The following is a 24,772-nucleotide window of genomic DNA, read 5'->3' as shown; positions in this document are numbered from 1 at the left end:
GCTCCCCGTAGTACCTGGTGAGCACGACAGCAGCGTGGTGGTTGCGGAGCCGATCCCGGATCCGGGTATCGAGCCGCACGAGCCGCGGATCACCGATATCGACCCGAAGGCTGCCGACCGGGTCGAGCGCCAGGTCGCGACGCTGTTCAGTCTGGCCGGCCTGCTCGCACTGGGTTCCTGCGTCGCGTACTTCGCGATTCCGCGCGACTCCACGCTCGAGTTCGGCCCGCTGTCCGGCAACGCGAACAACCTGGTCATCGGCCTGTGCCTCGGCCTGGCGCTGTTCATGATCGGCGCCGGCGCGATCCAGTGGGCCAAGAAGCTGATGGTCGACACCGAGATCTCCGAGGAGCGGCACGACGCGCACTCCTCGCCGGCCCAGAAGGCCGACATCATCGAGGGCTTCCAGGTGGGCGTCGCCGAGTCCGGCTTCACCCGCCGCAAGCTGATCCGCCGGTCGCTGATCGGCGCGATGGGCCTGCTCGGCCTGCCGGCCATCGTGATGCTGCGTGACCTCGGTCCGCTGCCCGGCCGGAGCCTCTACAACACGATCTGGGCCAAGGGCATCCGCGTCGTCAACGACGTCACCCTGCGCCCGATCAAGCCGTCCGACCTGATCGTCGGCCAGCTGGTCAACGCGGCGCCCGCGAACCTGGCGCCGATGCAGGAGGAGAGCGCGGTCGAGTACCAGAACGCCAAGGCGAAGGCCTCGGTGATCGTGGTACGGATCGCCCCGAACGAGATCCGGGTCCCCGCGGGCCGGGAGAACTGGGGCGTCGACGGGATCCTGTGCTACTCCAAGATCTGCACCCACGTCGGCTGCCCGATCTCGCTGTACGAGCAGCAGACCCACCACGTGCTCTGCCCGTGCCACCAGTCGACCTTCGACCTGGCCGACGGGGCCAAGGTCGTCTTCGGCCCTGCCGCCCGCCCGCTGCCTCAGCTACCGTTGGCAGTGGACGCGGAGGGCTACCTGGTCGCGCAGAGCGGCTTCACCGAGCCGGTTGGCCCGAGCTTCTGGGAACGAGGGTGACAACAGTGTCCACGACGAAAGACTTCCCACCACCGGTCAAGTGGGTCGATGACCGTCTCGGCATCGGCAAGATCGGCAAGAAGAACCTGCGGAAGGTCTTCCCCGACCACTGGTCGTTCATGCTCGGTGAGATCGCGCTCTACAGCTTCATCATCCTGATCCTGACCGGCATCTTCCTGACCCTGTGGTTCAAGCCGTCGATGGGCGAGGTCGAGTACCAGGGCTCGTACAGCCTGCTCAAGGGCCTGCACATGTCGGAGGCCTACGCCTCCACGCTGGACATCACCTTCGACGTCCGCGGTGGCCTGCTGATGCGGCAGATCCACCACTGGGCGGCCGTGCTGTTCGTCGCCTCGATGATGGTCCACCTGCTGCGCATCTTCTTCACCGGTGCGTTCCGCAAGCCGCGTGAGCTGAACTGGGTGATCGGCTTCGGGATGCTGTTCCTCGGCATCATCGAGGGCTTCATCGGCTACGGCCTCCCCGACGACCTGCTGTCCGGAACCGGTCTGCGCATCACCCAGGGCATGATCCAGGCGTCGCCGGTGATCGGCACGTACCTGAGCTTCTTCATCTTCGGTGGCGAGTTCCCGGGCAACGAGTTCGTCTCCCGGTTCTTCACCATCCACGTCCTGCTCATCCCGGGTCTGATCCTGGCGCTCGTGACGGCGCACCTCTTCCTGGTCGTCTACCACAAGCACACGCAGTACCCCGGCCCCGGGCGGACCGAGAAGAACGTGGTCGGCTACCCGCTGATGCCGGTGTACATGGCGAAGGCCGGCGGCTTCTTCTTCGTCGTCTTCGGCGTCACCGCGCTGATGGGCGCGCTGCTCCAGATCAACCCGGTGTGGCTCTACGGTCCGTACAACCCGGCCGAGGTCACCGCGGGCTCCCAGCCCGACTGGTACATGGGCTGGCTGGAGGGCTCCGTGCGCCTGATGCCGGGATTCGAGTCCCATTTCTGGGGCGTCACGCTCAGCTGGAACCTGCTGATACCGGCGCTGATCATCCCGCCCGCGTTCGTCACCCTGGTGGCCCTGTATCCGTTCATCGAGCAGTGGATCACCGGCGACAAGCGCGAACATCACCTGCTGGACCGGCCGCGCAACATGCCGACCCGGACCGGGATCGGCGCCGCGTTCATCACCTTCTACGGCCTGCTGTGGATCGGTGGCGGCAACGACCTGATCGCGACCCACTTCGGCGTCTCGCTGAACAACGTGACCTGGTTCCTGCGGGTGATGATCTTCCTCGGTCCGGTGTTCGCCTTCTGGGCCACCCGGCGGATCGCGATCTCGCTGCAGCGCTCCGACAACGACCGGATCCTGCACGGACTCGAGTCGGGCATCATCATGCGGTTGCCGCACGGTGAGTACATCGAGAAGCACACCCCGATCTCGACGTACGAGGCCTATGAGCTCACGGCTCGCGACCGGATCCTGCCGCTCGACATCGGTCCCGAGACCGACGAGAACGGCGTACGGGCTCCGAAGCGGGCCATCAACAAGGTCCGCGCGCGGCTCTCCCGGTTCTACTTCGCCGACTCGGTCCAGAAGCCGACCGCCGAAGAAATCGCCGAAGCCCACGCCCACGGCCACCACGACGACCACGAGGAACTCGGCCACGCCGCCGAGGTCCCCGGCCTCACCGGCACCGTCGAGGTCGACGACGAGACAGCCCGAGAACAAATCACCAAGCACTGACCCAGGACCACGAAAGACCCCGGCTGAACCTCTCAGCCGGGGTCTTTTCTTGTACTACGAGGAAAACCCCACGCAGGGCTCCTCCGTCGCCCGCTCCCACCCACCCGGGGTCGCGGCTCCTCCGTCGCCGCTCGAACGAACGCGCGGGAGCCCGGATGCTCCAGCCGGGCCAGCTGGCCTTCATCCGGCGAACGTGCTTCCCCTCCTCCACCAGCTTCCCACCCCGGATCGCGGCTCCCCTGTCGCCGCTCGAACGCGCGACAGCACCCCGGGTCCAGCCGACGGACTCGCAGTCGTCCGGTGCCTCCCCACTCGACTCCTCGTCGCCGCTCGAAGGCGGCAGACCCCGGGTGCGCCAGCCGACGGACTCGCAGTCGTCCTGTCCCTCCCTACCCCGCTCTCTCGTCGCAACTCGAAGGCGGTAGCAACCCGGAGGCGCCAGCCGACGGACTCGCAGTCGTCCCGTCCCTCCCCACCCCGCTCCCCCGTCGCAACTCGAAGGCGGCAGCCCGGATGCACCAACCGACGGACTCGTAGTCGTTCGATGAACTACCCTCACTCCCCTCCCCCGTTGCCGCTCGGCTAACGGCGGTGGAGCGCTCAGGTGGTTTCTGGGGCTGAGGGGCCGTGCCAGGAGTGCCAGAGTTTGCCGTAGGTGCGGTTTGCGGTGACCAGTTCGGTGTGGGTGCCTAGTTCGACGAGTTCGCCGGCCTCCATCACGGCGATTCTGTCCGCGTCGTGGGCTGTTTGGAGGCGGTGGGCGATTGCGATCACCGTGCGACCGCGTAGTACGGCTGCCAGGGATTGTTCTGTACGTCGTGCTGTTCTGGGGTCGAGTTGAGCGGTGGCCTCGTCCAGGATCAGGGTGTGGGGGTCGGCGAGGACGACTCGGGCCAGTGAGAGTTGCTGGGCGGCGGCGCCGTCGAGGGTGTGGTCGGCGCCGAGTTCGGTGTCGAGCCCATGCGGTAGGTCCGCCAGCCACGCCGCTCCGACTGCGTCCAGTGCGGCGTGCAGTTCTGCGTCGGTCGCGTTCGGTCGGGCGATCAGGAGGTTGTCGCGCACGGTGTCGTGGAAGACGTGGTGATCTTGGGTGATGAGTACGACGTGCTCCCGCACGCGATCGGGCGGGAGGTCGGCGACCGGCGTACCGCCGATGGTCACCGAGCCGGTGTGAGGACGGTCGAGACCGGCGAGGAGACGGGCCAGCGTCGACTTGCCCGCACCAGAGGTGCCGACGATGGCCAGCCGCTCCCCCGGCTGCACAAGGAGATTGACGCCGCGCAGGACGTCGCGAGCACCCGTGTAGCTGTAGTGCGCGTTCTCGACCTGGATCCGGTCGCCGGTGGGGTCAACGTCAGGCCCGGCTTCCTCCCCTGGTACGTCGGCCAGTCCTTCGACACGAGCGTACGACGCCCCGGCGCCCTGGAGCTGTTCGATCCACAGCATGAGGGTGTCGAGCGGACCGACCAGCTGGCGCAGGTACACCGTGGCCGTCACCACGACTCCGAGACTGACCGAGCCATGCAGGTAGAGCCCACCTCCCGCGAGAAGCACTGCGGCCACCGGCAGGCCCAACGAGACCTCAGACCACGGAAACAGCACCGTTCGCAGCCACAAAGCCCCTAGGTAGGCGGATCTCGCTCGGGTGATGGCGGACTCCGTGGCCTCGGTCCGACGGTCCTCCAGCCCGAGCAGCTGGATCGTGCGCGCGCCCTTCGCAGTACTGGCCACGACATCGGCCAGCTCGGCACCAGCTGCGGCGACTGCCAGATAAGCCGGCCTGGCACGTCGCAGATACCACCGCACGGCCGCCCCGACACCGAACAGGCACACCAGCCCGCAGAGCCCGAGCCGCACGTCGAGCACCAGCACCGCGACGATGAGGAACAAGGCGTGGACGATGGCCACGAGAACCTCGGGCACGGCCGATCGCAGAGTCAGCGCCACCCGCGAAGCATCAGTGCTGCCGCGGGCGATCAGGTCGCCGGTAGGAAGCTGGTCCGCCCTTCGCGCCGGTAGTGCCAAGGTCCGCTGCAAGAAGCGTTCCCGAACGCGTGCTGCGGTGCGTTCACCGAACCGGTACCCGATCTTGAGAGCCCACCACGTCAAGACCGTCTGCACGATGGTGAACACCAGCGCGCCGAACGCCAGCCGGTCCACCGTGCTGAGTACGTCACCGGATCCGGACCTGGTTTGGATCGTGTCGATGATTCGGCCCAGCAGCCACGGACCGACCAGCCCTGCTGCCGAGGCCAGCCCATTGACGAGGATGAGCCCGGCGACCGCACCGCGGTCCGCCCGCAGATCTCGTACGGCGGCAGCACGGACCTCGGCTGGTCCTGCGATCGGCAGCTGTCTATTCATCGGCCACCTGCTCACCATCGTTCTGAGTGCGAGACACCAGCTCGCGATAGCAGGAATCGTTGCGCAGAAGGTCAGCGTGCGTACCGACCGATGCGGCGTGACCGTCGACCAGGAGGATGACCTCGTCGGCACGGTCGAGCACGAGTGGGGACGCTGTTGTGATGACAGTGGTCCTACCCCGCCGGGCTTCCTGGAGTCGATCGATCATGGCGGCTTCGGTGGTGGCGTCGACCGCCGAGGTCGGATCGATGGCCAGCAGGACATCGGGGGCGGCGTACACCGCACGTGCGAGCTGGAGACGTTGCCGTTGGCCACCAGAGAGGTCGCTTGCGCCGGCGGCGATCACCCCGTCCAGACCACCGGCCAGCGCTTCCACGACGTCCTCGGCCACGGCGGTGTACAGCGCAGTACGGATCCGGTCGTCGTCAGCATCGAGACGTCCAGCGACGATCTCCCGCGCCGTACCGGCGAAGACCTCGGCATGGTTGTCAGCGACAACCAATCGCTGCCTGAATTCTTCGTCGGCGACATCCGCCACCGGCACCCCTGCCCAGGTCACACCGGCCTGAGCACCGGCCTGGGCACCCGCCTGGGCACCGGCCTGGGGGTCGATGGTCAGGTGTCCGAGTCGCTCGATCACCGTGACCGCCTCGGCCGGCCGGGCAGCTACCAATGCGGTGAAGCTGCCGGGACGAATGACCACGCCGGACGCCGGGTCAGCCAGCGGACCACAGCCGGGCGGGATCGCGACCGCAGAGTGGTCGTGGCGGCGCGGTACCGGCAGGTTCAGCAGATCGATGATTCGCTGCCCAGCGACCCGGGCACGAGCAATGTCGCCGCTGCCTTCGATGAAGAAAGCCACCGGAACGGCGAGCACAGCCACGTAGCCGTAGACCGCGACGAGGTCTCCGATGGTGATGTCGCCCGCAGCAGCCATCCTCGCCGACAACCAGACGACGGCGGCCAGGAAGAGGGCCGGCAACCCGGTCGACAAGGCACCCACCCAACTCGACGGTCCGGCGACACGGTAGCCGCGACCCACGAGCCCCTGTGACTGCCGTTCATACCGTTCGGCCACAAACGTCTTCCCGCCGAGCCCGTTGAGCACACGAAGCCCGGCCAGTACGTCGACCAGCCGTGTCGTCAGCCGCCCTTGCTGGAACCTGTACTCCGTGCCGGTGTGCTGGATGCGTCGCAGGAACGGGCCGACAGCGACAGCAAGCAGCGGAACGCCGGCGAGAACCACTGCGGCCAGCAGCGGCGAAATGGTGAACAGCACGACGGCCACGACGGCGTACGCGATCACCGCGCCGACGCCAGGGCCCGTCACCGTCAATGCTTGCGCGACGGTCTGGGCGTCAGCGATGCCGACGGTCACCACCTCGCCGGCGCTGACCCGGCGCGCCAGGGAGGCGCCCAGGCGGGAGGTGTGCCACACCGTGGCCCGGACCGTCCGGAACGACGCGTCCATTCGGATTTTGGTCATTGTGCGATGCCGGCTGATGCCCAGCAGGGCGTTCAGCACACCGACCAGGAGCAGTACGAGAGCCCAGGCGATGAGAGCGGACGTGTCACGGGCGACGAGGCCCTCGTCCACCGCACGAGACAGCACCCAGGGCGGTACTGCGAGGCCAACCGTCCAGCAGGTGCCCAACGCCGCCCCCACGGCGACCCGCCTCGACTGCGACCGGGTCAGCCAGAAGAGGAAGCGATACGAGCTCGTCAGATCAGCTGCCGCGGGCGGGACCCAGGTCTCCGGCATCCGGTCCAACCACCGCCGTACAGCCACCATCCTGCAGCCCTCCGGTTTGTGATTGCATTCACAAGGAGGTTCAGCCTACCGGATAGGGCGTTCGCCCAGCCAGGCAGTGGTGCGCGGCTTCGCCTGGCGCCACGCTTGGCCGGACGACGCAGGGGACCAGGACGCGAGGCACTGCCTGGCTGGCGGTACGACCCCAGCAACCCGGGCCGGCGGGAGCCCGCCGGCCGGGTCCCGAGGCGGGGAGGTCGCCAGCCGGGTCCCGAGGCGTCAGGCGAGGGCGGAGCCTGCCTTGTAGGAGCTGTAGGACTGGTTCCAGTCGGTCCAGCCGTTGCCGGTCTCCATTGGGCGGGCGGTGCCGGTGACGATGACGGGGTCGCCCCGCAGCGTCTGGCCGAAGTACCACTGGGCGTCCTTGAGGCTCATGCCGACGCAGCCGTGGCTGACGTTGGCGCTGCCCTGGCTGCCGGAGGACCAGGGGGCGCCGTGGACGAACTCGCCCGAGCTGGTGACGCGCTGGGCCCACTGGACGTCGTGGATGTCGTAGTAGTTCGGGTCACCGGGCTTGATGCCGATGGTCCGGGCGTCCATCCGCTTGGTCCGGTACTTCTCCATGATGACCTTCACGCCGGAGCGGGTGGTGAACCCGTCCTTGCCCGCGGTGATCGGGATGGTCCGGGCCAGCTTGCCGTCGATCGTGACGGTCATCTGGTGCTTCTTGACGTCGACGTGGGACACGACCGACTTGCCGATCGTGAAGCTGATCTTGCGGCTCGAGGAGCCCCAGACGTTGCCGCCGGCGTTGACGCCCTGGGTGTTCACGTCGACGGTGACCTTGGTACCGGCCGGCCAGTAGACCTTCGGGCGGTAGTTCACCTGCTTGCTGTTCATCCAGTGCCAGGTGCCCTCGACCGGGACCGACGTGGTGACCTTGAGCCGCTTCTCGACGGCAGCCTTGTCGGTGACCGAGCGGTTCCAGAAGATCTGGATCGGCATCGCGACGCCGACGGTCTCACCGTTCAGCGGGGCGACCGAGGCTTTCAGGCTGCTGCCCGCGGACAGCGTCGTGAAGGTGGAGTCGATCTCGATGCTCTTGCCGTCGGTGCCCTGCGCCGTCCCGGAGACCGTGTACGTCGCGCCGGGCTTGAGGCCTTCCTCGGACGTCCACTGCGACTTCTCGGAGTTGAAGGTGCCGGAGACCTTGTCGCCGTCGTCGTCCTTGAGGGTGACGTCCTGGATGGTGCCGGCCGTGGTGGTGACGGTCACAGGCTTGTCCGGCCGTACGGCGGAAGCGCCCTTCGCCGGGACGATCTTGATGTTCGCGGCGGCCGGGTCGTCGGCAGGCTTGCTGCTGTCGTCACCGGGAGTAGTCGAGGCGCCGGGCGTGGAGCTACTCTTCGAGCCACCTGCGGGCGGCGAATCAGCCGACTTGGTGTCACTGCAAGCCGTGCCGATCAGCAGCATCATGCATACCCCAGCCACGGCCAGGCCGTGTTTCCGCACCGTACTACTCAGCACCCTGAACTCCCCTGTCAACGAAATTCCCGCCGGGCAAGGGTAGCTTGCCCGGCGGTCCTACCCACGCACTGCACGTCACCAGCACGGCGAGGCCCCCACGGCCCGCTGTACTGGTGACGTTGTGCAGAACGGTTTGGTTCGGTTTTCTATGAAATTGCGGCGCACCGGCGCACCGGCGCACGCTCAGTGCGCGTGGTCCCCGCGGTAGTACTCGAAGATGAAGCCCGACAGCGTGACGATGCCGAGACCGCAGCCGACGATGAACAGCCACCAGCCGAACACGATGCCGAGGACGACGATCGCCAGCGTGCCGGCGCAGTACAGCGGCCACCAGGAGTACGGCGGGAAGAAGCCGAGCTCGCCGGCGCCTTCCACGATCTCGGCTTCCTTGCGGTCCTCCGGCCGGGCGTCCATCCGGCGCCCGGTCACGCTGAGGTAGAACGCCACCAGCAGGGAGAGGAAGAACGTCATCACCAGGGCGGTGGTGCCGGTCGGGTCCTCCGACATGAGCCAGTAGATCGGCGTGACGATGAGGACGAACACCGTCAGGATGCCGAAGACCCAGGCCTCAGCCTTCATGCCTTGCCCTCCCCGTCCACGCCGGTACCGGCGCTGATGTTGCGTTCAAGGTTCTCGACGCGGCCCTGGTCCTCGCCGGCGTCGAGCAGGTTGTCGCGGGGCGCGCCGGAATCGCCGTACTCCGCCATCGCGATCTCTGGGTGGTGCAGGTCGAAAGCGGGGCTCTCGGACCGGATCCGCGGCAACTGCAGGAAGTTGTGCCGCGGAGGCGGCGAACTGGTCGCCCACTCCAGCGACCGGCCCCAGCCCCACGGGTCGTCGACACCGACCAGAGGCGCCTTCCGCGACTTGTAGACGTTGTAGAAGAACGGCAGCATCGACAGGCCCAGGATGAACGCACCGACGCTGGACACCTCGTTCAGCGTGGTGAAGCCTTCATTGGCCCCGTACGACGCGTAGCGCCGCGGCATCCCCTCGACGCCGAGCCAGTGCTGCACCAGGAACGTCGTGTGGAAGCCGATGAACAGCAGCCAGAAGTGCAGCTTGCCGAGCTTCTCGTCGGTCATCTTCGGCCACCAGAAGTAGAAGCCCGCGAACATCGCGAACACCACCGTGCCGAACACGACGTAGTGGAAGTGCGCGACCACGAAGTACGAGTCGGACAGCTGGTAGTCCAGGGCCGGTGAGGCCAGGATGACGCCGGTGAGACCGCCGAAGAGGAAGGTCGTCAGGAAGCCGATCGACCAGAGCATCGGGGTGTCGAACGACACCGACCCGCCCCACATCGTCCCTATCCAGTTGAAGAACTTCACCCCGGTCGGCACCGCGATCAAGAACGTCATGAAGGAGAAGAACGGCAGGTTCACCGCGCCGGTGACGAACATGTGGTGCGCCCACACCGCCACCGAGAGGACCGCGATCCACAGGGTCGCGCCGACCAGGCCGATGTAGCCGAAGACGGGCTTGCGGCTGAACACCGGCAGGATCTCGGTGATGATGCCGAAGAACGGCAGCGCGATGATGTAGACCTCGGGATGCCCGAAGAACCAGAACAAGTGCTGCCACAGCAGTGGACCGCCGTTGGCCGCGTCGAAGACGTGAGCCCCCAAGGCTCGATCCGCCTCCAGCATCAGCAGCGCGCCGGCCAGGATCGGGAAGGCGATCAGTACGAGGATCGACGTCACCAGGATGTTCCAGGTGAAGATCGGCATCCGGAACATCGTCATACCGGGCGCACGCATGGTGATCACGGTGGTGACGAAGTTGACCGCACCGAGGATCGTGCCCAGACCGGCCATCCACAGACCCATGATCCACAGGTCACCGCCGATGCCCGGCGAGCGGACCGCGTTGGACAGCGGGGCGTAGGCGAACCAGCCGAAGTCGGCCGCGCCACCGGGAGTGAAGAAGCCGGACAGCGTGATGAGTCCGCCGAAGAGGAACAGCCAGAAGCTGAACATGTTGAGTCGCGGGAACGCGACGTCGGGGGCGCCGATCTGGACCGGCATGATCACGTTCGCGAAGCCGACGAACAGCGGCGTCGCGAACAGCAGCAGCATGATCGTGCCGTGCATGGTGAAGAGCTGGTTGTAGACCTCTTCGTTCACGATCTGCAGCCCCGGCTTGGCCAGCTCGGCGCGGATCAGCAGCGCCATCACGCCGCCGATCAGGAAGAAGATGAACGAGGTGATCAGGTAGAGGTGGCCGATCAGCTTGTGGTCGGTGGTGGTCAGCCACTTGACCGCGATCTGGCCCTTGGTCCGTCGGCGCGGCAGGACCGCGGTCGCCGCGATGCCGCCTGTGCGCTCGGCGAAGTCGGTCACTTCTCGCCCTCCTTGCCCGGGTGGCCCGGAATGGTGGTCGCGTCCTGGCCACCGGTCGCGGCGCCGGTCTGGCCGCGGCGGGCCAGGTCTTCCAGGTGCGCCTTGTACTCATCGGGCGTGACCACCTTGACGGTGAACACCATCCGGCTGTGGTAGAGACCACACAGCTCCGCGCACTTACCCGCGAAGGTGCCGGTCTTGGTCGGGGTCAGCTCGAGCTTGTTGGTGCGGCCCGGGATGACGTCCAGCTTGAAGTAGAACGAAGGCACCCAGAAGGAGTGGATGACGTCCGGCGAGGTCAGGTCGAAGTGCACCGACTCGCCCTGCGGCAGCCACAGCTCGGCCGGCTTGTCGAGGGTGCCGGTCTCCCAGACGCCCTGCTGACCGTCGACCGTGTCCTTGTAGTTGAAGGTCCACTGCCATTGCTGGCCGACCACGTTGATGGTGTGCGACGGGTTGTCGGACATCTTCGTGATCTCGTTGCCGTGCTCGACGGTGTAGAAGAACAGCACACCGATGATGGCGAACGGGGCGAGTGTGTACAGCACCTCGAGCGGCAGGTTGTACCGCGTCTGCCGGGGCGCGTCTTCGTTGCGCTTGCGATAGCGGACGACCGCAAAGAGGATCAGGCCCCACACCATCACACCGATGATGAGGGCGGCGATCCAGGCGCCGATCCAGAGGCTCTTCATCGCCTCGGTCCGGTCCGAAGCGCCCTCGGGCAGGCCGAGTCGCTTCCACTGCTCGTTGGTCTGCGACGAGCAGCCGGTCAGCAGCAACGTGCCGACCACTACCGCCGCCGGAACCAGCAAGCGTCGCTTCGCCGGACGTGCGGCGGCCGCGGTCTTCTCCAGACCAGCTGCGCGCTCGACTCCGGGCGTGCCGTTCGAACCCACGGGGCGCCTTTCCCTTCCCAGGTGAGACTGACGACAGAACACTACTGGACACCTCTGACGCTTCTGCGCATAGGTAGGGCTTAGCGTTTCCCGTGTGACCGAGCCTGGGATCCAGCGTGCGTATTTAGATGCCGCGTCGTCCGAACCGCTGCATCCGGCGGCCCGGGAAATGTTGCTGTCGGCAGTGGATTCGGGCTGGGCGGATCCAGCCCGGCTGCATCACGAAGGACGGACCGCCAGACTGCTGCTGGACAACGCCCGCGCGGTGCTCGCAGAGGGTGTCGGTGTGCGACCGGACGAGCTGTACCTGACCACATCGGGCACAGCTGCGATCCACGCCGGCTTGGCCGCTGTAGCCGGCGCCAGGCGCCGAGTGGGGTCCACCGTCGTTCACTCGGCCGTCGAGCATTCCGCAGTGCTGCATGCTGCTGCGGCCGCTGGTACTGCGGTGGAGGTGGGCGTGGATCCGCTCGGCCGGATCGATCGGGACGCCTTCGCTGCCGAGGTGGCCAAGCCCGGGGTTGCTGTTGCTGCGCTGCAGTCGGCGAACCACGAGGTCGGGACGCGCCAGCCGATCGCCTGGGCTGCTGAGGTTTGCGCCGAAGCCGGTGTGCCCTTGTTCGTCGACGGAGCCGCCTCCATCGGGCACGACGTAGTACCGGGCGGTTGGTCGGCGTTGACGGCCAGTGCGCACAAGTGGGGTGGACCGGCAGGCGTCGGGCTGCTCGCAGTACGGAAAGGTACGCGGCTCGCACCGACGTGGCCTGTGGATGAGAGGGAGGACGGACTGTCCCCTGGGCATCCGAACGTTCCGGAGATCCTCGCCGCGGCTGCTGCGCTGCAGGCCCGGCTGACCGAGGCCGATGAGCTCGACAAGCTGCACCGCGCCTGGATCGACGAGCTGCGGCAGCGGATCGCGAACGACATCGCCGACGTGGAGGTGGTCGGCGATCCTGAGGACCGGCTCCCCCACGTACTGACGTTCTCCTGCCTGTACGTCGACGGCGAGGCGCTGGTGACCGCTCTCGATGCTGAAGGCTTCGCCGTGTCGAGCGGCTCAGCCTGTACTTCGAGCACGCTGCGCCCGTCGCACGTGCTGGCCGCGATGGGAGTACTCACGCACGGCAACATCCGCGTCTCGCTCGGCCGCACCAGCACGCACGACGAGGTGGACCGCTTCGCGACGGTCCTTCCGGGCCTCGTCCGGCGGATCCGGGCCGAGGTGGGCATGTGACGCTCGACTGCCGCGGCATGCTCTGCCCACTCCCCGTGATCAAACTCGCCCAGACCATCTCGAAGGTGGCGATCGGCGACACGATCACCGTCCTCGCCGACGACCCGGCAGCCGCCACCGACATCCCCGCCTGGTGCCGGATGCGCTCCCAGGAGCTGGTCTCCGCCGAGAACGAGCAGTACGTCGTACGCCGCGTCAGCTAAATCCGTTGGCGACCGCTACGAGCCCATTGGAACACTGCGGTGTGTGACTGACTTCTCGGTGAAGCCGACCCTGACCGGCGATCTGGTCGTACTGCGGCCCTTGGACGAGGACGACTACGACGCTTTGAGAGCCGCGACGGACGACCCGGAGGTGGGCCGGCTGACCGGCAGCCACGGCGAGATCGCCGAGGAGCGGGCTCGGCAGTGGATGCGGACCCGCAAGGACCAGACCGACCGGCTCGACCTGGCGATCGTGGACAAGGCGACCGGTGAGACCGTCGGCGAGGCCGTCCTGAACGAGTGGGATCCGGACAACGAGTCCTGCAACTTCCGGATCCTGATCGGGCCTGGTGGCCAGGGGCGTGGACTGGGTACCGAGGCGACCCGGCTGATCGTCGGGTACGGGATCGAGGTCCTCGGGCTGCACCGGATCGAGCTCGGCGTCTACTCCTTCAATTCGCGCGCGCGGCGGGCCTACGAGAAGGCGGGTTTCGTCGTCGAAGGGGTACGCCGGGACGCGCTGCGCTGGGACGGCGAGTGGTTCGACTCGATCGTGATGTCGGTGCTGGCGCCCGAGTGGAAGGCAGTACTTTCGGAGGCGTGACCACTGCCGAGGAACTCGTCGCGAAGGCCGAGCGGATCGCCGTACTGACCGGGGCCGGGATCTCCACCGCCTCCGGCATCCCGGACTTCCGCGGGCCGCAGGGGTTGTGGACCAAGAACCCCGCGGCGAGCGTGATGTTCGACATCGACGAGTACGTCGCTTCGCCGGCGGTCCGGGTGGAGGCGTGGAAGTTCCGCCTCGCCGCGCCGATGTGGACCGCCGAGCCGAACCCGGGTCATCTCGCCCTGGTCGAGTTGGAAAAGCAGGGCCGACTGACCGGAATCGCAACCCAGAACATCGACGGCCTGCACCAGAAGGCCGGTTCGTCCCCCGCCCTGGTGCACGAGTTGCACGGCACCGTCCGCTTCGTCGACTGCCTGTCCTGCGCACGTCGCATGCCGATGGACGAAGTCCTCCCCCGGCTCTCCGCAGGCGACGAGGACCCGGCCTGCGAGATCTGCGGCGGCATCCTCAAGTCGGCGACGGTCTCCTTCGGCCAGTCCCTCGACGAGCAAGTCCTCGAGGCAGCCGTCGCCGCCACCCAATCCGCCGACCTCTTCCTCGCCATCGGCACCTCCCTCCAGGTCTACCCAGCCGCCGGCCTCTGCGACCTCGCCCTCCAGTCCGGCACCCCCCTCGTCATCCTCAACGCCACCCCCACCCCGTACGCCGAGGAAGCCACCGCCACCCTCACCACCCCCATCGAAACCACCCTCCCCGCCCTGGTCGGCTGACCACCAAGGTTCGGCCGTTACCTGAACGCGACCTTTGAGGCGTTCCCCACGGCGGGAGGCGGGGTTAGCGTCCGGGCAGATTGTCCTGTCTTGGGGAGGGGTCCCGTCATGAGTAGGTCTCTCGTTCATCGGTTGACAGCGGGGGTGACTGCGGCCGCGCTGGTCGTCGTCGGGCTCGGTACTGCGACACCGGCGCCGGCTCAAGTCGTCGCGGATCGGGTGATCACGGTCGCCGGGTCGCTGCAGAGTGAGTTGGGCTGTCCTGGCGACTGGCAACCGGCGTGTGCGGAGAGTGAGCTCACCAAGGGCACGGGTACGCAGTACGGGCGGGTGTTCGACGTACCTGCCGGGGCGTACGAGTACAAGGTGACGGTCAACGGGAGCTGGGACGAGAACTACGGCGCCGGCGGGACACTCAACGGGGCGAACATCCCGCTGCGGCTCGAGGGACCGGCCAAGGTGCAGTTCAGCTACGACGACACCACCCACCTGGTCACAGTGAAGCCGGTCGACCTCGCCGGTGGGCTGACGCCAGCCGACAAGGCACTGGCGAGCCCGAGCCTGCGCAAGGACCTCACCAAGGAGCGGTTCTACTTCCTGATGGCGGACCGGTTCGCCAACGGTGACAAGTCGAACGACGCGGGTGGGCTGACCGGCGACCGGCTCAGTACTGGACTCGACCCAACTGACAAGGGCTTCTACCACGGCGGCGACCTGGCCGGTGTGATGCAGAAGCTGGACTACATCAAGTCACTCGGTACGACGAGCATCTGGCTGACCCCGTCGTTCAAGAACCGCCCGGTGCAGGGCACGGGCGCGAACGTGAGCGCCGGGTACCACGGTTATTGGATCACCGACTTCACCCAGATCGACCCGCATCTGGGCACCAACGCCGACATGCGCAAGCTGATCACGCTGGCGCACGGCAAGGGGATGAAGGTCTTCTTCGACATCATCACCAACCACACCGCCGACGTGATCGACTACCAGTCCGGGCAGTACGGCTACATCCCGAAGTCCACCAGCCCGTACAAGGATGCCAACGGCAACGTCTTCGACGACAAGGCCTACGCCGGCGGCGACACGTTCCCGCCGCTGGACAAGAACGTCAGCTTCCCGAACGTCCCGGTCTTCCGGACGCCGGCCGACGAGACCGTCAAGGTGCCGGCCTGGCTGAACGACCCGACGCTCTACCACAACCGCGGCGACTCCACCTTCGCCGGTGAATCGGCCGAGTACGGCGACTTCGTCGGGCTGGACGACCTGTTCACCGAGCAGCCGAAGGTCCGCGACGGGATGATCGACGTCTACAAGACCTGGGCCGAGTTCGGGATCGACGGGTTCCGGATCGACACCGTCAAGCACGTCAACATCGAGTTCTGGCAGAAGTTCTCGCCGCAGATCCTGGCCGCCGCGAAGACGAGCGGCGCGAAGAAGTTCTTCATGTTCGGTGAGGTCTACGACGCCGATCCGAGGTTCATGTCGACGTACACGACCAAGGGCGCGCTGCAGGCGACGCTGGACTTCGGCTTCCAGCAGAACGCGGTCGCCTTCGCCGAGGGCAAACCGAGTACGCAGTTGCGCGACCTCTACGCCAACGACGACTACTACACCGACGCCGACTCCAACGCGTACCAACTGCCGACGTTCCTGGGCAACCACGACATGGGCCGGGTCGGGACGTTCCTCAAGCAGAACGGGGCGAACAGCGAGGAGTTGCTCGCCCGCGACAAGCTGGCGCATTCGCTGATGTTCCTGACCCGTGGGCAGCCGGTGATCTACTACGGCGACGAGCAGGGCTTCACCGGTGCGGGTGGTGACAAGGACGCGCGGCAGGACATGTTCGCCACCAAGACGGCCGACTACACCGACGACGAGGTTGTCGACGGCACCGGTACGACCACGATCGGCAGCAAGGACCGATTCGACGTCAATGCGCCTATGTACAAGCACATTGCGGGCCTGCAGAAGCTGCGCGCGCAGTACCCGGCTCTGGCCGACGGGACTCAGGTGCACCGCTACTCGTCAAACGCGGGCGGGCTGTACGCCTTCAGCCGCTTCGGGGCGGACCGTACGGAGTACCTCGTGGTGGCCAACAACGCGACCACTGCGAAGTCGGCGACCATTCCGACGTACATGAAGGACAGCAAGTTCAAGCCGATCTACGGCGGCACGACCACGATCAAGACCGACCGCGAAGGCCGCACGCTGCTAACCCAGGCTCCGTTGTCCGTCACGGTCTACCGCGCCACAACGACGCTGCCGTACCGCGCGAAGGCGCCCGCGATCTACATGAGCTCGCCAGAGCCGGGTGCGTCCGTTGGTGGGCGCGCAGAGATCGCTGCCGCCGTGCCGGAGAACACGCCTGTGACGGTGACGTTCGGCTACCGCCCAGTCGGTACTACGGCGTGGCAGCGACTCGGGTCGGACGACAACGCGCCGTACCGGGTCTTCCACGACGTCAGCGGACTGCCGAAGGGGACCCTGCTCGAGTACAGGGCCGTACTGCGGGACGCCTCGGGCAACTACTCGGTCTCGGGTTCGTACGGGATCGTCGGCGACGCACCGGCACCTGGTGGTGGCGGTGGCGGCGGTACCGGGCCTGTCACCCAGCCGGCCAATGTCAGCGTGCCGGGTGACCACAACAGCGAGATGGGTTGTACCGGCGACTGGCAACCCGATTGCGCGCAGGCACAGCTGACCCTGGACCCGAAGGACAAGGTCTGGAAGGGCACCTACACGCTGCCCGCCGGCGAGCACGCCTACAAGGCCGCGATCAACAAGTCGTGGGACGAGAACTACGGCGCGGGCGGTGCGTCCAACGGCGCCAACATCTCCTACACGGCTCCCGCGACGCCGATGACGTTCTACTACGAGCACGGCCGGCACTTCGTCACCTCCAGCGCGGAGGGGCCGATCATCACCGTTCCTGGCTCGTTCCAGTCCGAGCTGGGATGCCCGGGCGACTGGGCGCCGGACTGCATGCGCCCCTGGCTGACCGACCAGGACGGGGACGGTACCTACACCTGGTCGACCACGGAGATCGGAGCGGGCAGCTATGAGGCGAAGGTCGCGCACAACCTGTCCTTCGACGAGAACTACGGCGCCGGTGGAGCACCCAACGGCGCGAACATCCCCATCACCGTTCCTGGCGACGGGCTGGTCGTCACGTTCAACTACGTACTGGCGACCCACGTGCTGACCGTCACCACGTCCAAGCCGGGCGCACAGCCGGATCTCAAGCAGGCGAAGGCGTACTGGGTCGGGCGCGACCTGCTCGCAGTACCGGCGGTTGCGCATCCCGAGCGGTCTCGCTGGCGGCTGCACTGGTCGCTGACGGGTTCGCTCGCCGTCGACGCGGACGACATCGGTGGTTCCTCGGTTGGGCTGCGGGTTGATCCGGCCGGTTTGCCGGCCGCGGTACTGGCCAAGTTCCCCAAGCTGGCCGGGTACACGGCGCTGCGGATGGATCACGCCGACGCGGCGAAGATCCTGAAAGGGCAGCTCGGCTTGGCGCAGTACGACGACGCCGGTCGGCTGCTGGATGCGACCGGCGTACAGATCCCCGGCGTACTGGATGACCTGTACGGCGGGTCGGCGGCGGGACGCTCGTACGGCGTGACGTGGCGTGGCGGAGTGCCGCGGTTCACCTTGTGGGCGCCGACCGCGCAGAGCGTCGTACTGCTCGTCGGCTCGCAACGCGTTCCCATGAAGGCGAACTCGGACGGCTCGTGGTCCGTGGAAGGCCGGAGATCATGGGAGAACGCTCTCTACCGTTTCGAGGTGAAGGTCTTCGCACCGACCACGGGCAAGGTGGAGACCAACGTGGTGACCGACCCGTACTCCGTGGCGCTCACCACCGACTCGACGTACTCCGTGGCGGTGGATCTCGACAGCTCCGCAGGGAAGCCCGCGCTCTGGTCGAGGACTCCGTCGCCGAAGCTCGCTCGCGGTGTGGACTCGACGATCTACGAGTTGCACGTGCGGGACTTCTCGATCAGCGACCCGACCGTGCCCGCTCCGCATCGCGGTACGTATCTCGCCTTCGCCGACGAGGGCAACGGCACGAAGCACCTGCGGGCGCTGGCAGCGGCCGGGCTCAACACCGTGCACCTGTTGCCGACTTTTGACATCGCGAGCATCCCGGAGAGCGCTCACTCGGATCCCGCTTGCGATCTCAAGTCCTACGCACCGGACTCGGAGCAGCAGCAAGCCTGCGTCACCGCAGTCGCCGCCACCGACGGGTTCAACTGGGGCTACGACCCGTACCACTGGCTCGCGCCGGAGGGCTCCTATGCGACGGCGGCTGCCCGCGACGGGCTGGCGCGGGTTGCCGAGTTCCGCACGATGGTCGGCGGGCTGCACAAGTCGGGGCTGCGCGTAGTACTGGATCAGGTCTACAACCACACCCCTGCCGCCGGGCAAGCGCCGACCTCGGTGCTCGACAAGGTTGTCCCCGGCTACTACCAGCGGCTGAACGCCGTTGGTGGCGTGGAGAACTCGACGTGCTGCAGCAACGTCGCCACCGAGCACACGATGGCCGAGAAGATCATGGTCGACTCGACCGTGTCATGGGCGAAGAACTACCGCGTCGACGGCTTCCGGTTCGACCTGATGGGCCATCACAGCAAGGCCAACCTGCTCAAAGTGCGTGCTGCGCTGGACAAGCTGACGCTCGCGCACGACGGTGTCGACGGCAAGAAGATCTACCTGTACGGCGAGGGCTGGAACTTCGGCGAGGTGGCGGACAACGCTCTCTTCGTCCAGGCGTCGCAGGGCAACCTCGGCGGCACCGGGATCGGTACGTTCTCCGACCGGATGCGGGATGCGGTGCGCGGTGGTGGTCCGTTCGACGACGACCCGCGCGTGCAGGGCTTCGGCTCGGGTGCTGCGAGCGACCCGAACGGTGCGGCCGTGAACGGTACGCCGGCCGAGCAGGCGAAGCGGCTCGCCCACGACACCGACCTGGTGCAGCTCGGGCTGGCGGGCAACCTCCGCTCGTTCACGTTCCACTCGGCGGATGGCGGCGCCGTCGTACGGGGTGACGGGGTCGACTACAACGGCTCGCCTGCCGGGTATGCGGATCAGCCGGACGAGGTGATCAGCTACGTCGATGCCCACGACAACGAAACGTTGTGGGACTCGCTGACGTACAAGCTGCCTGCTGCATTGCCGATGGCGGACCGGGTGCGGATGAACACGTTGTCGCTGGCAACCACTGCACTCGCCCAGACCCCGTCGTTCTGGCACGCCGGCGCCGACCTGCTCCGCAGCAAGTCGCTGGACCGGAACTCCTACAACTCCGGCGACTGGTTCAACACCCTCGACTGGACGGGCGCCGACAACGGGTTCGGCCACGGCCTCCCGCCGAAGGCCGACAATGAAGCCAAGTGGCCGTTCATGAAGCCGCTGCTGGGTAACCCCGCGCTCAAGCCGTCAGCCGCGGACGTGGCAACAGCCTCCGCCGCGGCCGCCGACCTGCTCAAGCTCCGCTTCTCCACACCGCTGTTCCGCCTCGGCTCAGCCGACCTGATCAACCAGAAGGTCAGCTTCCCGCTGAGCGGCACCCCCGCAGCCGTCGCCGGAGTCGTCACCATGCACATCGACGACACCACCGGCCCCAACATCGACCCGTCGTTGAAGGGTGCCCTCGTCATCTTCAACACCACCGGCTCGGCCGTCAGTCAGCAATTGGCCGATTTGAAGGGCGAATCACTCACCCTCTCCCCCATCCAGGCAATCGGCTCGGATTCCGTCGTCAAACAAACCACGTGGACCACGGCGACGGGCACCGCAACAGTCCCGGCCCGCACCGTCGCGGTGCTCCTCCAGCACTGACCTCCGCCGTCCTCCGCGTGTCTCCAACGACTACGCGGAGGACGGCGGCTCAGCCGTTGCACCGGCCGGCGAAGCGACCGGGCGCTCGCACGGACCTGACTGCGCGTTGGGAAAGGCCGGTCCCCGATCAGCCGACCAGGAGCGTTCGACTGGTCGGCTCAACGCCCGACCGCGCTGTGCGCTGCGATCGACCAGCTCGGCACCAGCTGAGCTCGGGCGCTGCGGCCCCGCAGCACAGCACCAGCTGGTGACGAGCGTCGCGACCGGTCAGCTTGGCACCAGCTGAGCTGGAATGCCCCCCCGGCCACAGCGAGTTGTTTGAGCCGCGACGGAGGAGCGGCGACCCGGGGGCCGGCCGACGAAGGAGGCGCGACGCGGGGCCGTAGTACGTGGTCCTTCAGGGGACCCGGACGACGAGGGCTTCCGGGTCCACCGTGGCGACCAGGGTGGTGCCGGCTGGGATTTCGTCGCCGTCCAGTTCGCGGCGGACGGGGTGGGTGGTGCGGAGCTGGATGGTGCGGCCGGTGAAGCGTTCGATGCTGCGGCCCTCCTGGATCCTCTTGACGACCAGGCTCAGCGCCAGGCGCGGCCAGTGGGTCAGCCGGCGCGGTGCGAGGATCACGAGGTCGATCAGGTTGTCGTCCGGGAGGGCGTCGGGCAGCAGCGGGATGTTCGCCTGCAGGGTGCCGACGTTGCCGATCACGACCGTGCGCGCACGGCGCGTGATCGGTGGCCGCTCGTCGATGGTGATCTCGACCTTGACGAACGGGTGGTTGAGGTTCTTCAGCGTGGAGACGATGTACGCCGCCCAGCCCACGTGTTTCTTGAGGTCCTCCGGGGCGTCGGCGATGATCGCGGCGTCCAGGCCGAGTCCGGCCATCACCACGAAGCGGTCGGTGCCGAGTTCGTCGCCTTCGACCTGCACGCTGTCGATCCGGCGCTCCGACCCACCCAGTACTTCGGTCAGCGCGGTATCCAGGTCGAGCGAGATGCCCAGGTTGCGGGCGAGCAGGTTGCCGGTGCCGGCGGGCAGCACGGCGACCGGGATCGCCGTCCGGGCCAGTTCGGCACAGACCACGCGGACCGTGCCGTCACCGCCGGCGATCACGACGAGGTCGACCGTCTCGTCGATCGCGCGGCGGGCCATCGTGACGCCCGCGTCGTCCTCGGTCGTCTCGAGCCACAGCGTGTTCTCGAAATCGTGCTTGGTGAGAGCGGCGTCGACGGTCGACTGGAAGTCTTCCGGCACTTTGACCGGGTTCAGGATTACTGCGGCTCGCAAGAGTTTGTCCGTCCGGAGAGATAGCGTCTGAGGAATGAGCAGCCTTCCACGGAGTACCCCAGAAGCCCAGGGTCTAGCCACTGCCGCGCTGGACTTGTTTGTCGCCGCCCTGGATTCGTCCGACCAGGAGATCCAGACAGTGATGCTGATGCGGCACGGCCACGTGGTGCTGGCCGAGGAGTGGGCACCGTACCGGCTGACCGATCGGCACATGCTGTTCTCGGTGTCGAAGAGCTTCACCTCGATGGCGATCGGCCTGCTCGTCGACGCCGGGCAACTGTCGCTCGACGACCAGGTGATCTCGTTCTTCGACGCCGACGACCTGCCCGCGACGATCAGCGACAACCTGGCCGCGATGCGGGTCCGGCACCTGCTCACGATGACGACGGGACACTCCAAGGACACCGTCGAGAGGCTGAGCCGGGACCGCCGGATGGTGCGGATCTTCCTCGGTCTCGAGGTGGAGGAGGAGCCGGGCACGCTGTTCGTCTACAACAGCGGCGCGACGTACATGTTGTCCGCGATCCTGCAGAAGGTGACCGGCGAGCGGCTGCTCGACTACCTCCGGCCGCGCCTTTTCGAGCCGCTCGGCGCCACCGAGGCGATCTGGGACGTGTCGCGCGAGGGCATCAACACCGGTGGCTGGGGGCTGAGCCTCAACACCGAGTCACTGGCGAACTTCGGACAGTTGCTCCTGCAGCGCGGTGAGTGGGAAGGCCGGCAGCTGATCCCGGCCGAGTGGATCGACGCGGCCACCAGCCGGCAGGTGCCGAACGACAACGAGGACAAGGTGGATTGGCGGCAGGGCTACGGTTTCCAGTTCTGGCGCGCCCGGCACAACACATACCGCGGTGACGGAGCCTTCGGCCAGTACTGCGTGGCGTTCCCCGAGCAGGACGCGAGCCTGATCATCACCAGCGCCTCGCCCGACATGCAGGCCACGCTCGACATCGTCTGGGAACACCTCCTGCCGGCGTTCGAGGGCGCGACCGGCGACGGGACGAAGCGGCCTGCTCGCCTCGAGATCGTGCCGCCGAAGGGCGCGGCGCCGACCGGGAACGGGCGGACGTACCAGTTCGAGCCCAACCAGGCGATGCTGATAGCGGTCCGCCTCGATGCCGACGGCACCGGAACGTTCACCTTCGCAGTCGAGGGCCGAGGCGAGCAGGAGGTCGTCTGTGCTCCCGGCGACTGGCGTGAGCTGACGGACGAGCTGACCGACCCGCCGGCCCGGCTGGTGACCAGCGCGTACGCCGACGGGGACGCCTTCGTGGCGACCTTCCGCTACCTGGAGACTCCGTTCGTGGTGACGATGACCTGCCGCGCCGACGGCGACGCGATGACGATCGATGGGGTCAACAACGTCGGCTTCGGCCCGGCGAGGTTCACCCTGCGCTCGCGGTGACGCGGGTCACAGTCACGAATCTTCTGCCCGCCGTGTCCTTGGGTCGAAACACCTTGAGACAACGGAGGACGAGAGATGAAGATTCTGGTTGCAGGCGCGACGGGTGGGCTCGGAAGGTCGCTGGTGCCGAAGCTGGTGGCGGCCGGGCATGAGGTGACCGGGATGGTCCGGTCGGAGTCGGGCGCGGCCACGGTCAAGGCGCAGGGTGCCGGCGCGGTGGTCGCGGACGGGCTCGACACCGCCGCGGTCAAGGCGGCAGTGGCCGCCACCGAGCCGGAGGTCGTCGTCCACCAGATGACCGCCCTGCGAGGTGGTATCGACTTCAGGAAGTTCGACAAGAGCTTCGCGACGACGAACCAGCTGCGTACCAAAGGCCTGGACAACCTGATCGCCGCGGCGCAGGCGACCGGCGTACGGCGGATCGTCGCGCAAGGCTATGCCGGCTGGAACCTCCAGCACGGTGGTTCCGCGACGAAGACCGAGCAGGATCCGTTGGAACCGACTGCGCCGTCGACGGCCACCGAGACCATGAGCGCGTTACGCTACGTGGAGTCGCGCGTCACCGGGCTCGACGGGATCGAAGGCGTCGTACTGCGGTATGCGAGCTTCTACGGCCCGACCGGCGACATCGGCGCCGGCGGAAGCATGGTCGAGCTGATCCGCAAGCGCCGCCTGCCGCTGATCGGCGACGGTGCCGGGATCTGGTCGTTCATCCACTACGACGACGCCGCGGACGCGACGGTCAAGGCGATCGAGAGTACGGCTACCGGCATCTACCAGATCGCCGACGACGACCCGGCGGCCGCCAATGTCTGGCTGCCCGAGTTCGCCCGGATCCTGGGCGCCAAACCGCCGCGGCACATCCCAACCTGGCTGGGCCGGCTGGCGGTCGGCGAGTTCGGAGCGGCGGCGTTCACCGAGATCCGCGGCGCCGACAACTCGCTGGCCAAGCGCACGTTCGGCTGGCAGCCCGGCTACGCCAGCTGGCGCACCGGTTTCCGCGAAGGTCTGTGAGTTGACCTTGCCGTAACGGCAACTTCTACGGTCGGACCAGAGCCGGAAGGACCGGCTCACCCCAGCGAAGGAGCGACGGAGATGGCCTGGTCGATCGCCGAGGTGGCGCGGATGTCCGGCGTCACCAGCCGCACCTTGCGGCACTACGACGCGATCGGCTTGTTGCCACCGGCATCGATCGGCGGCAACGGCTACCGGTACTACGAGCAGCCGCAACTGCTGCGGCTGCAGCAGATCCTCGTACTCCGTGAGCTCGGCCTCGGCCTGCCCGCGATCGCCGAGGTCCTCGATCAGCAGACGGACGAGGTGGAAGCACTCCGCGACCACCATCGCCGGCTGCTGGCCGAACGCGATCGCCTCGACACCCTGGTCGGCACCGTCGCCCGCACCATCGCTGAACTCCAGCACCGGAAGGGTAGCCAGATGCCGAAGATCAACCGCCCCGAGAATCTGTTCGAGGGATTCGACCCCGGCAAGCACGACTCGGAAGCCGAGCAGCGCTGGCCGGACGAGTGGGCGCAGTCCCAGCAGTTCGTGAGCAGCCTCACGCCGGCCGACAACCAGCGGATGCAGCAGGAACTGACCGACCAACTGGTCCGGATGGCCGAGTTGATGGTGGCCGGCAAGCCGGTCGACGACCCGGCGGTGCAGGCCGAGGTCGACACTCACTACCAGGGCGTCGCGCGCTTCTGGACTCCGGACGCGACGGCATTCAAGGCGCTCGGGCAGAGCTACGTCGACGAGCCGCAGTGGCACGGCGTGTACGAGCAGATCGCAGCCGGCCTGGCGGCGTACCAGCGTGATGCGATGGCGGTCTACGCTGACACGAAGCTGAGCTAGCTT

The 24,772-nt window shown here is 67.2% G+C and carries 17 protein-coding genes; 10 read left to right on the top strand and 7 right to left on the bottom strand.

Annotation, left to right across the window (positions count from 1 at the left end):
• Positions 1-34 precede the first annotated feature (34 nt).
• Positions 35-1,033: a cytochrome bc1 complex Rieske iron-sulfur subunit gene (gene qcrA, locus DIZ26_RS11635; RefSeq protein WP_232828324.1), complete on the top strand. Its 999-nt coding sequence runs from the start codon at positions 35-37 to the stop codon at positions 1,031-1,033.
• Positions 1,030-2,736 carry a cytochrome bc1 complex cytochrome b subunit gene (qcrB, locus tag DIZ26_RS11630; RefSeq protein WP_112240291.1) on the top strand — a complete coding sequence of 569 codons (1,707 nt, stop codon included), beginning with the start codon at positions 1,030-1,032 and terminating at the stop codon, positions 2,734-2,736. The genes qcrA and qcrB overlap by 4 nt, the downstream gene beginning before the upstream one ends.
• A gap of 600 nt (positions 2,737-3,336) precedes the next feature.
• On the opposite strand, the gene DIZ26_RS11625 is transcribed toward qcrB, so the two are convergent.
• From DIZ26_RS11625 to ctaC, 6 genes are all read right to left on the bottom strand, one after another.
• Entirely contained in the window at positions 3,337-5,100 is a 1,764-nt protein-coding gene (locus DIZ26_RS11625) for an ABC transporter ATP-binding protein (protein ID WP_112240289.1), read from the bottom strand.
• Complete coding sequence (locus DIZ26_RS11620; RefSeq protein WP_232828274.1) at positions 5,093-6,862, bottom strand: ABC transporter ATP-binding protein; 1,770 nt, start codon at positions 6,860-6,862, stop codon at positions 5,093-5,095. The genes DIZ26_RS11625 and DIZ26_RS11620 overlap by 8 nt, the downstream gene beginning before the upstream one ends.
• 267 nt (positions 6,863-7,129) lie before the next feature.
• Positions 7,130-8,326: a L,D-transpeptidase gene (locus DIZ26_RS11615; protein ID WP_232828273.1), complete on the bottom strand. Its 1,197-nt coding sequence runs from the start codon at positions 8,324-8,326 to the stop codon at positions 7,130-7,132.
• Between the two features lie 234 nt (positions 8,327-8,560).
• Positions 8,561-8,956: a cytochrome c oxidase subunit 4 gene (locus tag DIZ26_RS11610; protein WP_112240285.1), complete on the bottom strand. Its 396-nt coding sequence runs from the start codon at positions 8,954-8,956 to the stop codon at positions 8,561-8,563.
• Positions 8,953-10,689, bottom strand: a complete 1,737-nt coding sequence (gene ctaD / locus DIZ26_RS11605; protein ID WP_198676076.1) for an aa3-type cytochrome oxidase subunit I — start codon at positions 10,687-10,689, stop codon at positions 8,953-8,955. The genes DIZ26_RS11610 and ctaD overlap by 4 nt, the downstream gene beginning before the upstream one ends.
• A gap of 26 nt (positions 10,690-10,715) precedes the next feature.
• Positions 10,716-11,615: an aa3-type cytochrome oxidase subunit II gene (gene ctaC, locus DIZ26_RS11600; RefSeq protein WP_112240281.1), complete on the bottom strand. Its 900-nt coding sequence runs from the start codon at positions 11,613-11,615 to the stop codon at positions 10,716-10,718.
• A 94-nt stretch (positions 11,616-11,709) separates the two neighbouring features.
• Here ctaC and DIZ26_RS11595 point away from each other — a divergent pair, with 94 nt between their 5' ends.
• The 5 genes from DIZ26_RS11595 to pulA all read left to right on the top strand — a co-directional run bounded on the left by DIZ26_RS11595 (position 11,710) and on the right by pulA (position 20,228).
• The gene (locus DIZ26_RS11595) at positions 11,710-12,849 is read left to right on the top strand and encodes a cysteine desulfurase family protein (protein ID WP_232828272.1); all 1,140 of its coding nucleotides are present in this window, start codon (positions 11,710-11,712) and stop codon (positions 12,847-12,849) included.
• Entirely contained in the window at positions 12,846-13,052 is a 207-nt protein-coding gene (locus DIZ26_RS11590; RefSeq protein ID WP_112240277.1) for a sulfurtransferase TusA family protein, read from the top strand. Before DIZ26_RS11595 ends, DIZ26_RS11590 begins: the two co-directional genes overlap by 4 nt.
• Positions 13,053-13,095: 43 nt before the next feature.
• Positions 13,096-13,656 (top strand): GNAT family N-acetyltransferase, encoded by a 561-nt coding sequence (locus tag DIZ26_RS11585; RefSeq protein WP_112240275.1) that lies wholly within the window; start codon positions 13,096-13,098, stop codon positions 13,654-13,656.
• Complete coding sequence (locus DIZ26_RS11580; protein WP_112240273.1) at positions 13,653-14,390, top strand: SIR2 family NAD-dependent protein deacylase; 738 nt, start codon at positions 13,653-13,655, stop codon at positions 14,388-14,390. The genes DIZ26_RS11585 and DIZ26_RS11580 overlap by 4 nt, the downstream gene beginning before the upstream one ends.
• Before the next feature lie 108 nt (positions 14,391-14,498).
• Positions 14,499-20,228 (top strand): pullulanase-type alpha-1,6-glucosidase, encoded by a 5,730-nt coding sequence (gene pulA, locus DIZ26_RS11575; protein WP_112240271.1) that lies wholly within the window; start codon positions 14,499-14,501, stop codon positions 20,226-20,228.
• 397 nt (positions 20,229-20,625) lie between these two features.
• Here pulA and DIZ26_RS11570 read toward each other — a convergent pair whose 3' ends face one another.
• Positions 20,626-21,510, bottom strand: coding sequence for a diacylglycerol/lipid kinase family protein (locus tag DIZ26_RS11570; RefSeq protein WP_112240269.1), 885 nt, complete (start codon positions 21,508-21,510; stop codon positions 20,626-20,628).
• A gap of 34 nt (positions 21,511-21,544) precedes the next feature.
• Here DIZ26_RS11570 and DIZ26_RS11565 point away from each other — a divergent pair, with 34 nt between their 5' ends.
• From DIZ26_RS11565 to DIZ26_RS11555, 3 genes are all read left to right on the top strand, one after another.
• Complete coding sequence (locus tag DIZ26_RS11565; RefSeq protein ID WP_112240267.1) at positions 21,545-22,915, top strand: serine hydrolase domain-containing protein; 1,371 nt, start codon at positions 21,545-21,547, stop codon at positions 22,913-22,915.
• 75 nt (positions 22,916-22,990) lie between these two features.
• Complete coding sequence (locus DIZ26_RS11560; RefSeq protein ID WP_112240265.1) at positions 22,991-23,929, top strand: NAD-dependent epimerase/dehydratase family protein; 939 nt, start codon at positions 22,991-22,993, stop codon at positions 23,927-23,929.
• An 81-nt stretch (positions 23,930-24,010) separates the two neighbouring features.
• Complete coding sequence (locus DIZ26_RS11555) at positions 24,011-24,769, top strand: MerR family transcriptional regulator (protein ID WP_112240263.1); 759 nt, start codon at positions 24,011-24,013, stop codon at positions 24,767-24,769.
• The last annotated feature ends 3 nt before the right edge of the window (positions 24,770-24,772 follow it).

It is taken from the genome of Kribbella monticola (assembly GCF_003261635.1).
GTDB classification, from domain to species: Bacteria; Actinomycetota; Actinomycetes; order Propionibacteriales; family Kribbellaceae; genus Kribbella; species Kribbella monticola.
The sequence above is the reverse complement of the archived record's forward strand: the minus strand, read 5'-3'. Positions and strand labels throughout refer to the sequence as shown.

What these genes read in the sequence shown, in the direction of transcription:
- DIZ26_RS11625 (WP_112240289.1), bottom strand. Translation starts at nt 5,100, where the DNA reads ATGAATAGACAGCTGCCGATCGCAGGACCAGCCGAGGTCCGTGCTGCC.
- DIZ26_RS11620 (WP_232828274.1), bottom strand. Translation starts at nt 6,862, where the DNA reads ATGCCGGAGACCTGGGTCCCGCCCGCGGCAGCTGATCTGACGAGCTCG.
- DIZ26_RS11615 (WP_232828273.1), bottom strand. Translation starts at nt 8,326, where the DNA reads ATGATGCTGCTGATCGGCACGGCTTGCAGTGACACCAAGTCGGCTGAT.
- DIZ26_RS11610 (WP_112240285.1), bottom strand. Translation starts at nt 8,956, where the DNA reads ATGAAGGCTGAGGCCTGGGTCTTCGGCATCCTGACGGTGTTCGTCCTC.
- pulA (WP_112240271.1), top strand. Translation starts at nt 14,499, where the DNA reads ATGAGTAGGTCTCTCGTTCATCGGTTGACAGCGGGGGTGACTGCGGCC.
- DIZ26_RS11565 (WP_112240267.1), top strand. Translation starts at nt 21,545, where the DNA reads ATGAGCAGCCTTCCACGGAGTACCCCAGAAGCCCAGGGTCTAGCCACT.
- DIZ26_RS11560 (WP_112240265.1), top strand. Translation starts at nt 22,991, where the DNA reads ATGAAGATTCTGGTTGCAGGCGCGACGGGTGGGCTCGGAAGGTCGCTG.
- DIZ26_RS11555 (WP_112240263.1), top strand. Translation starts at nt 24,011, where the DNA reads ATGGCCTGGTCGATCGCCGAGGTGGCGCGGATGTCCGGCGTCACCAGC.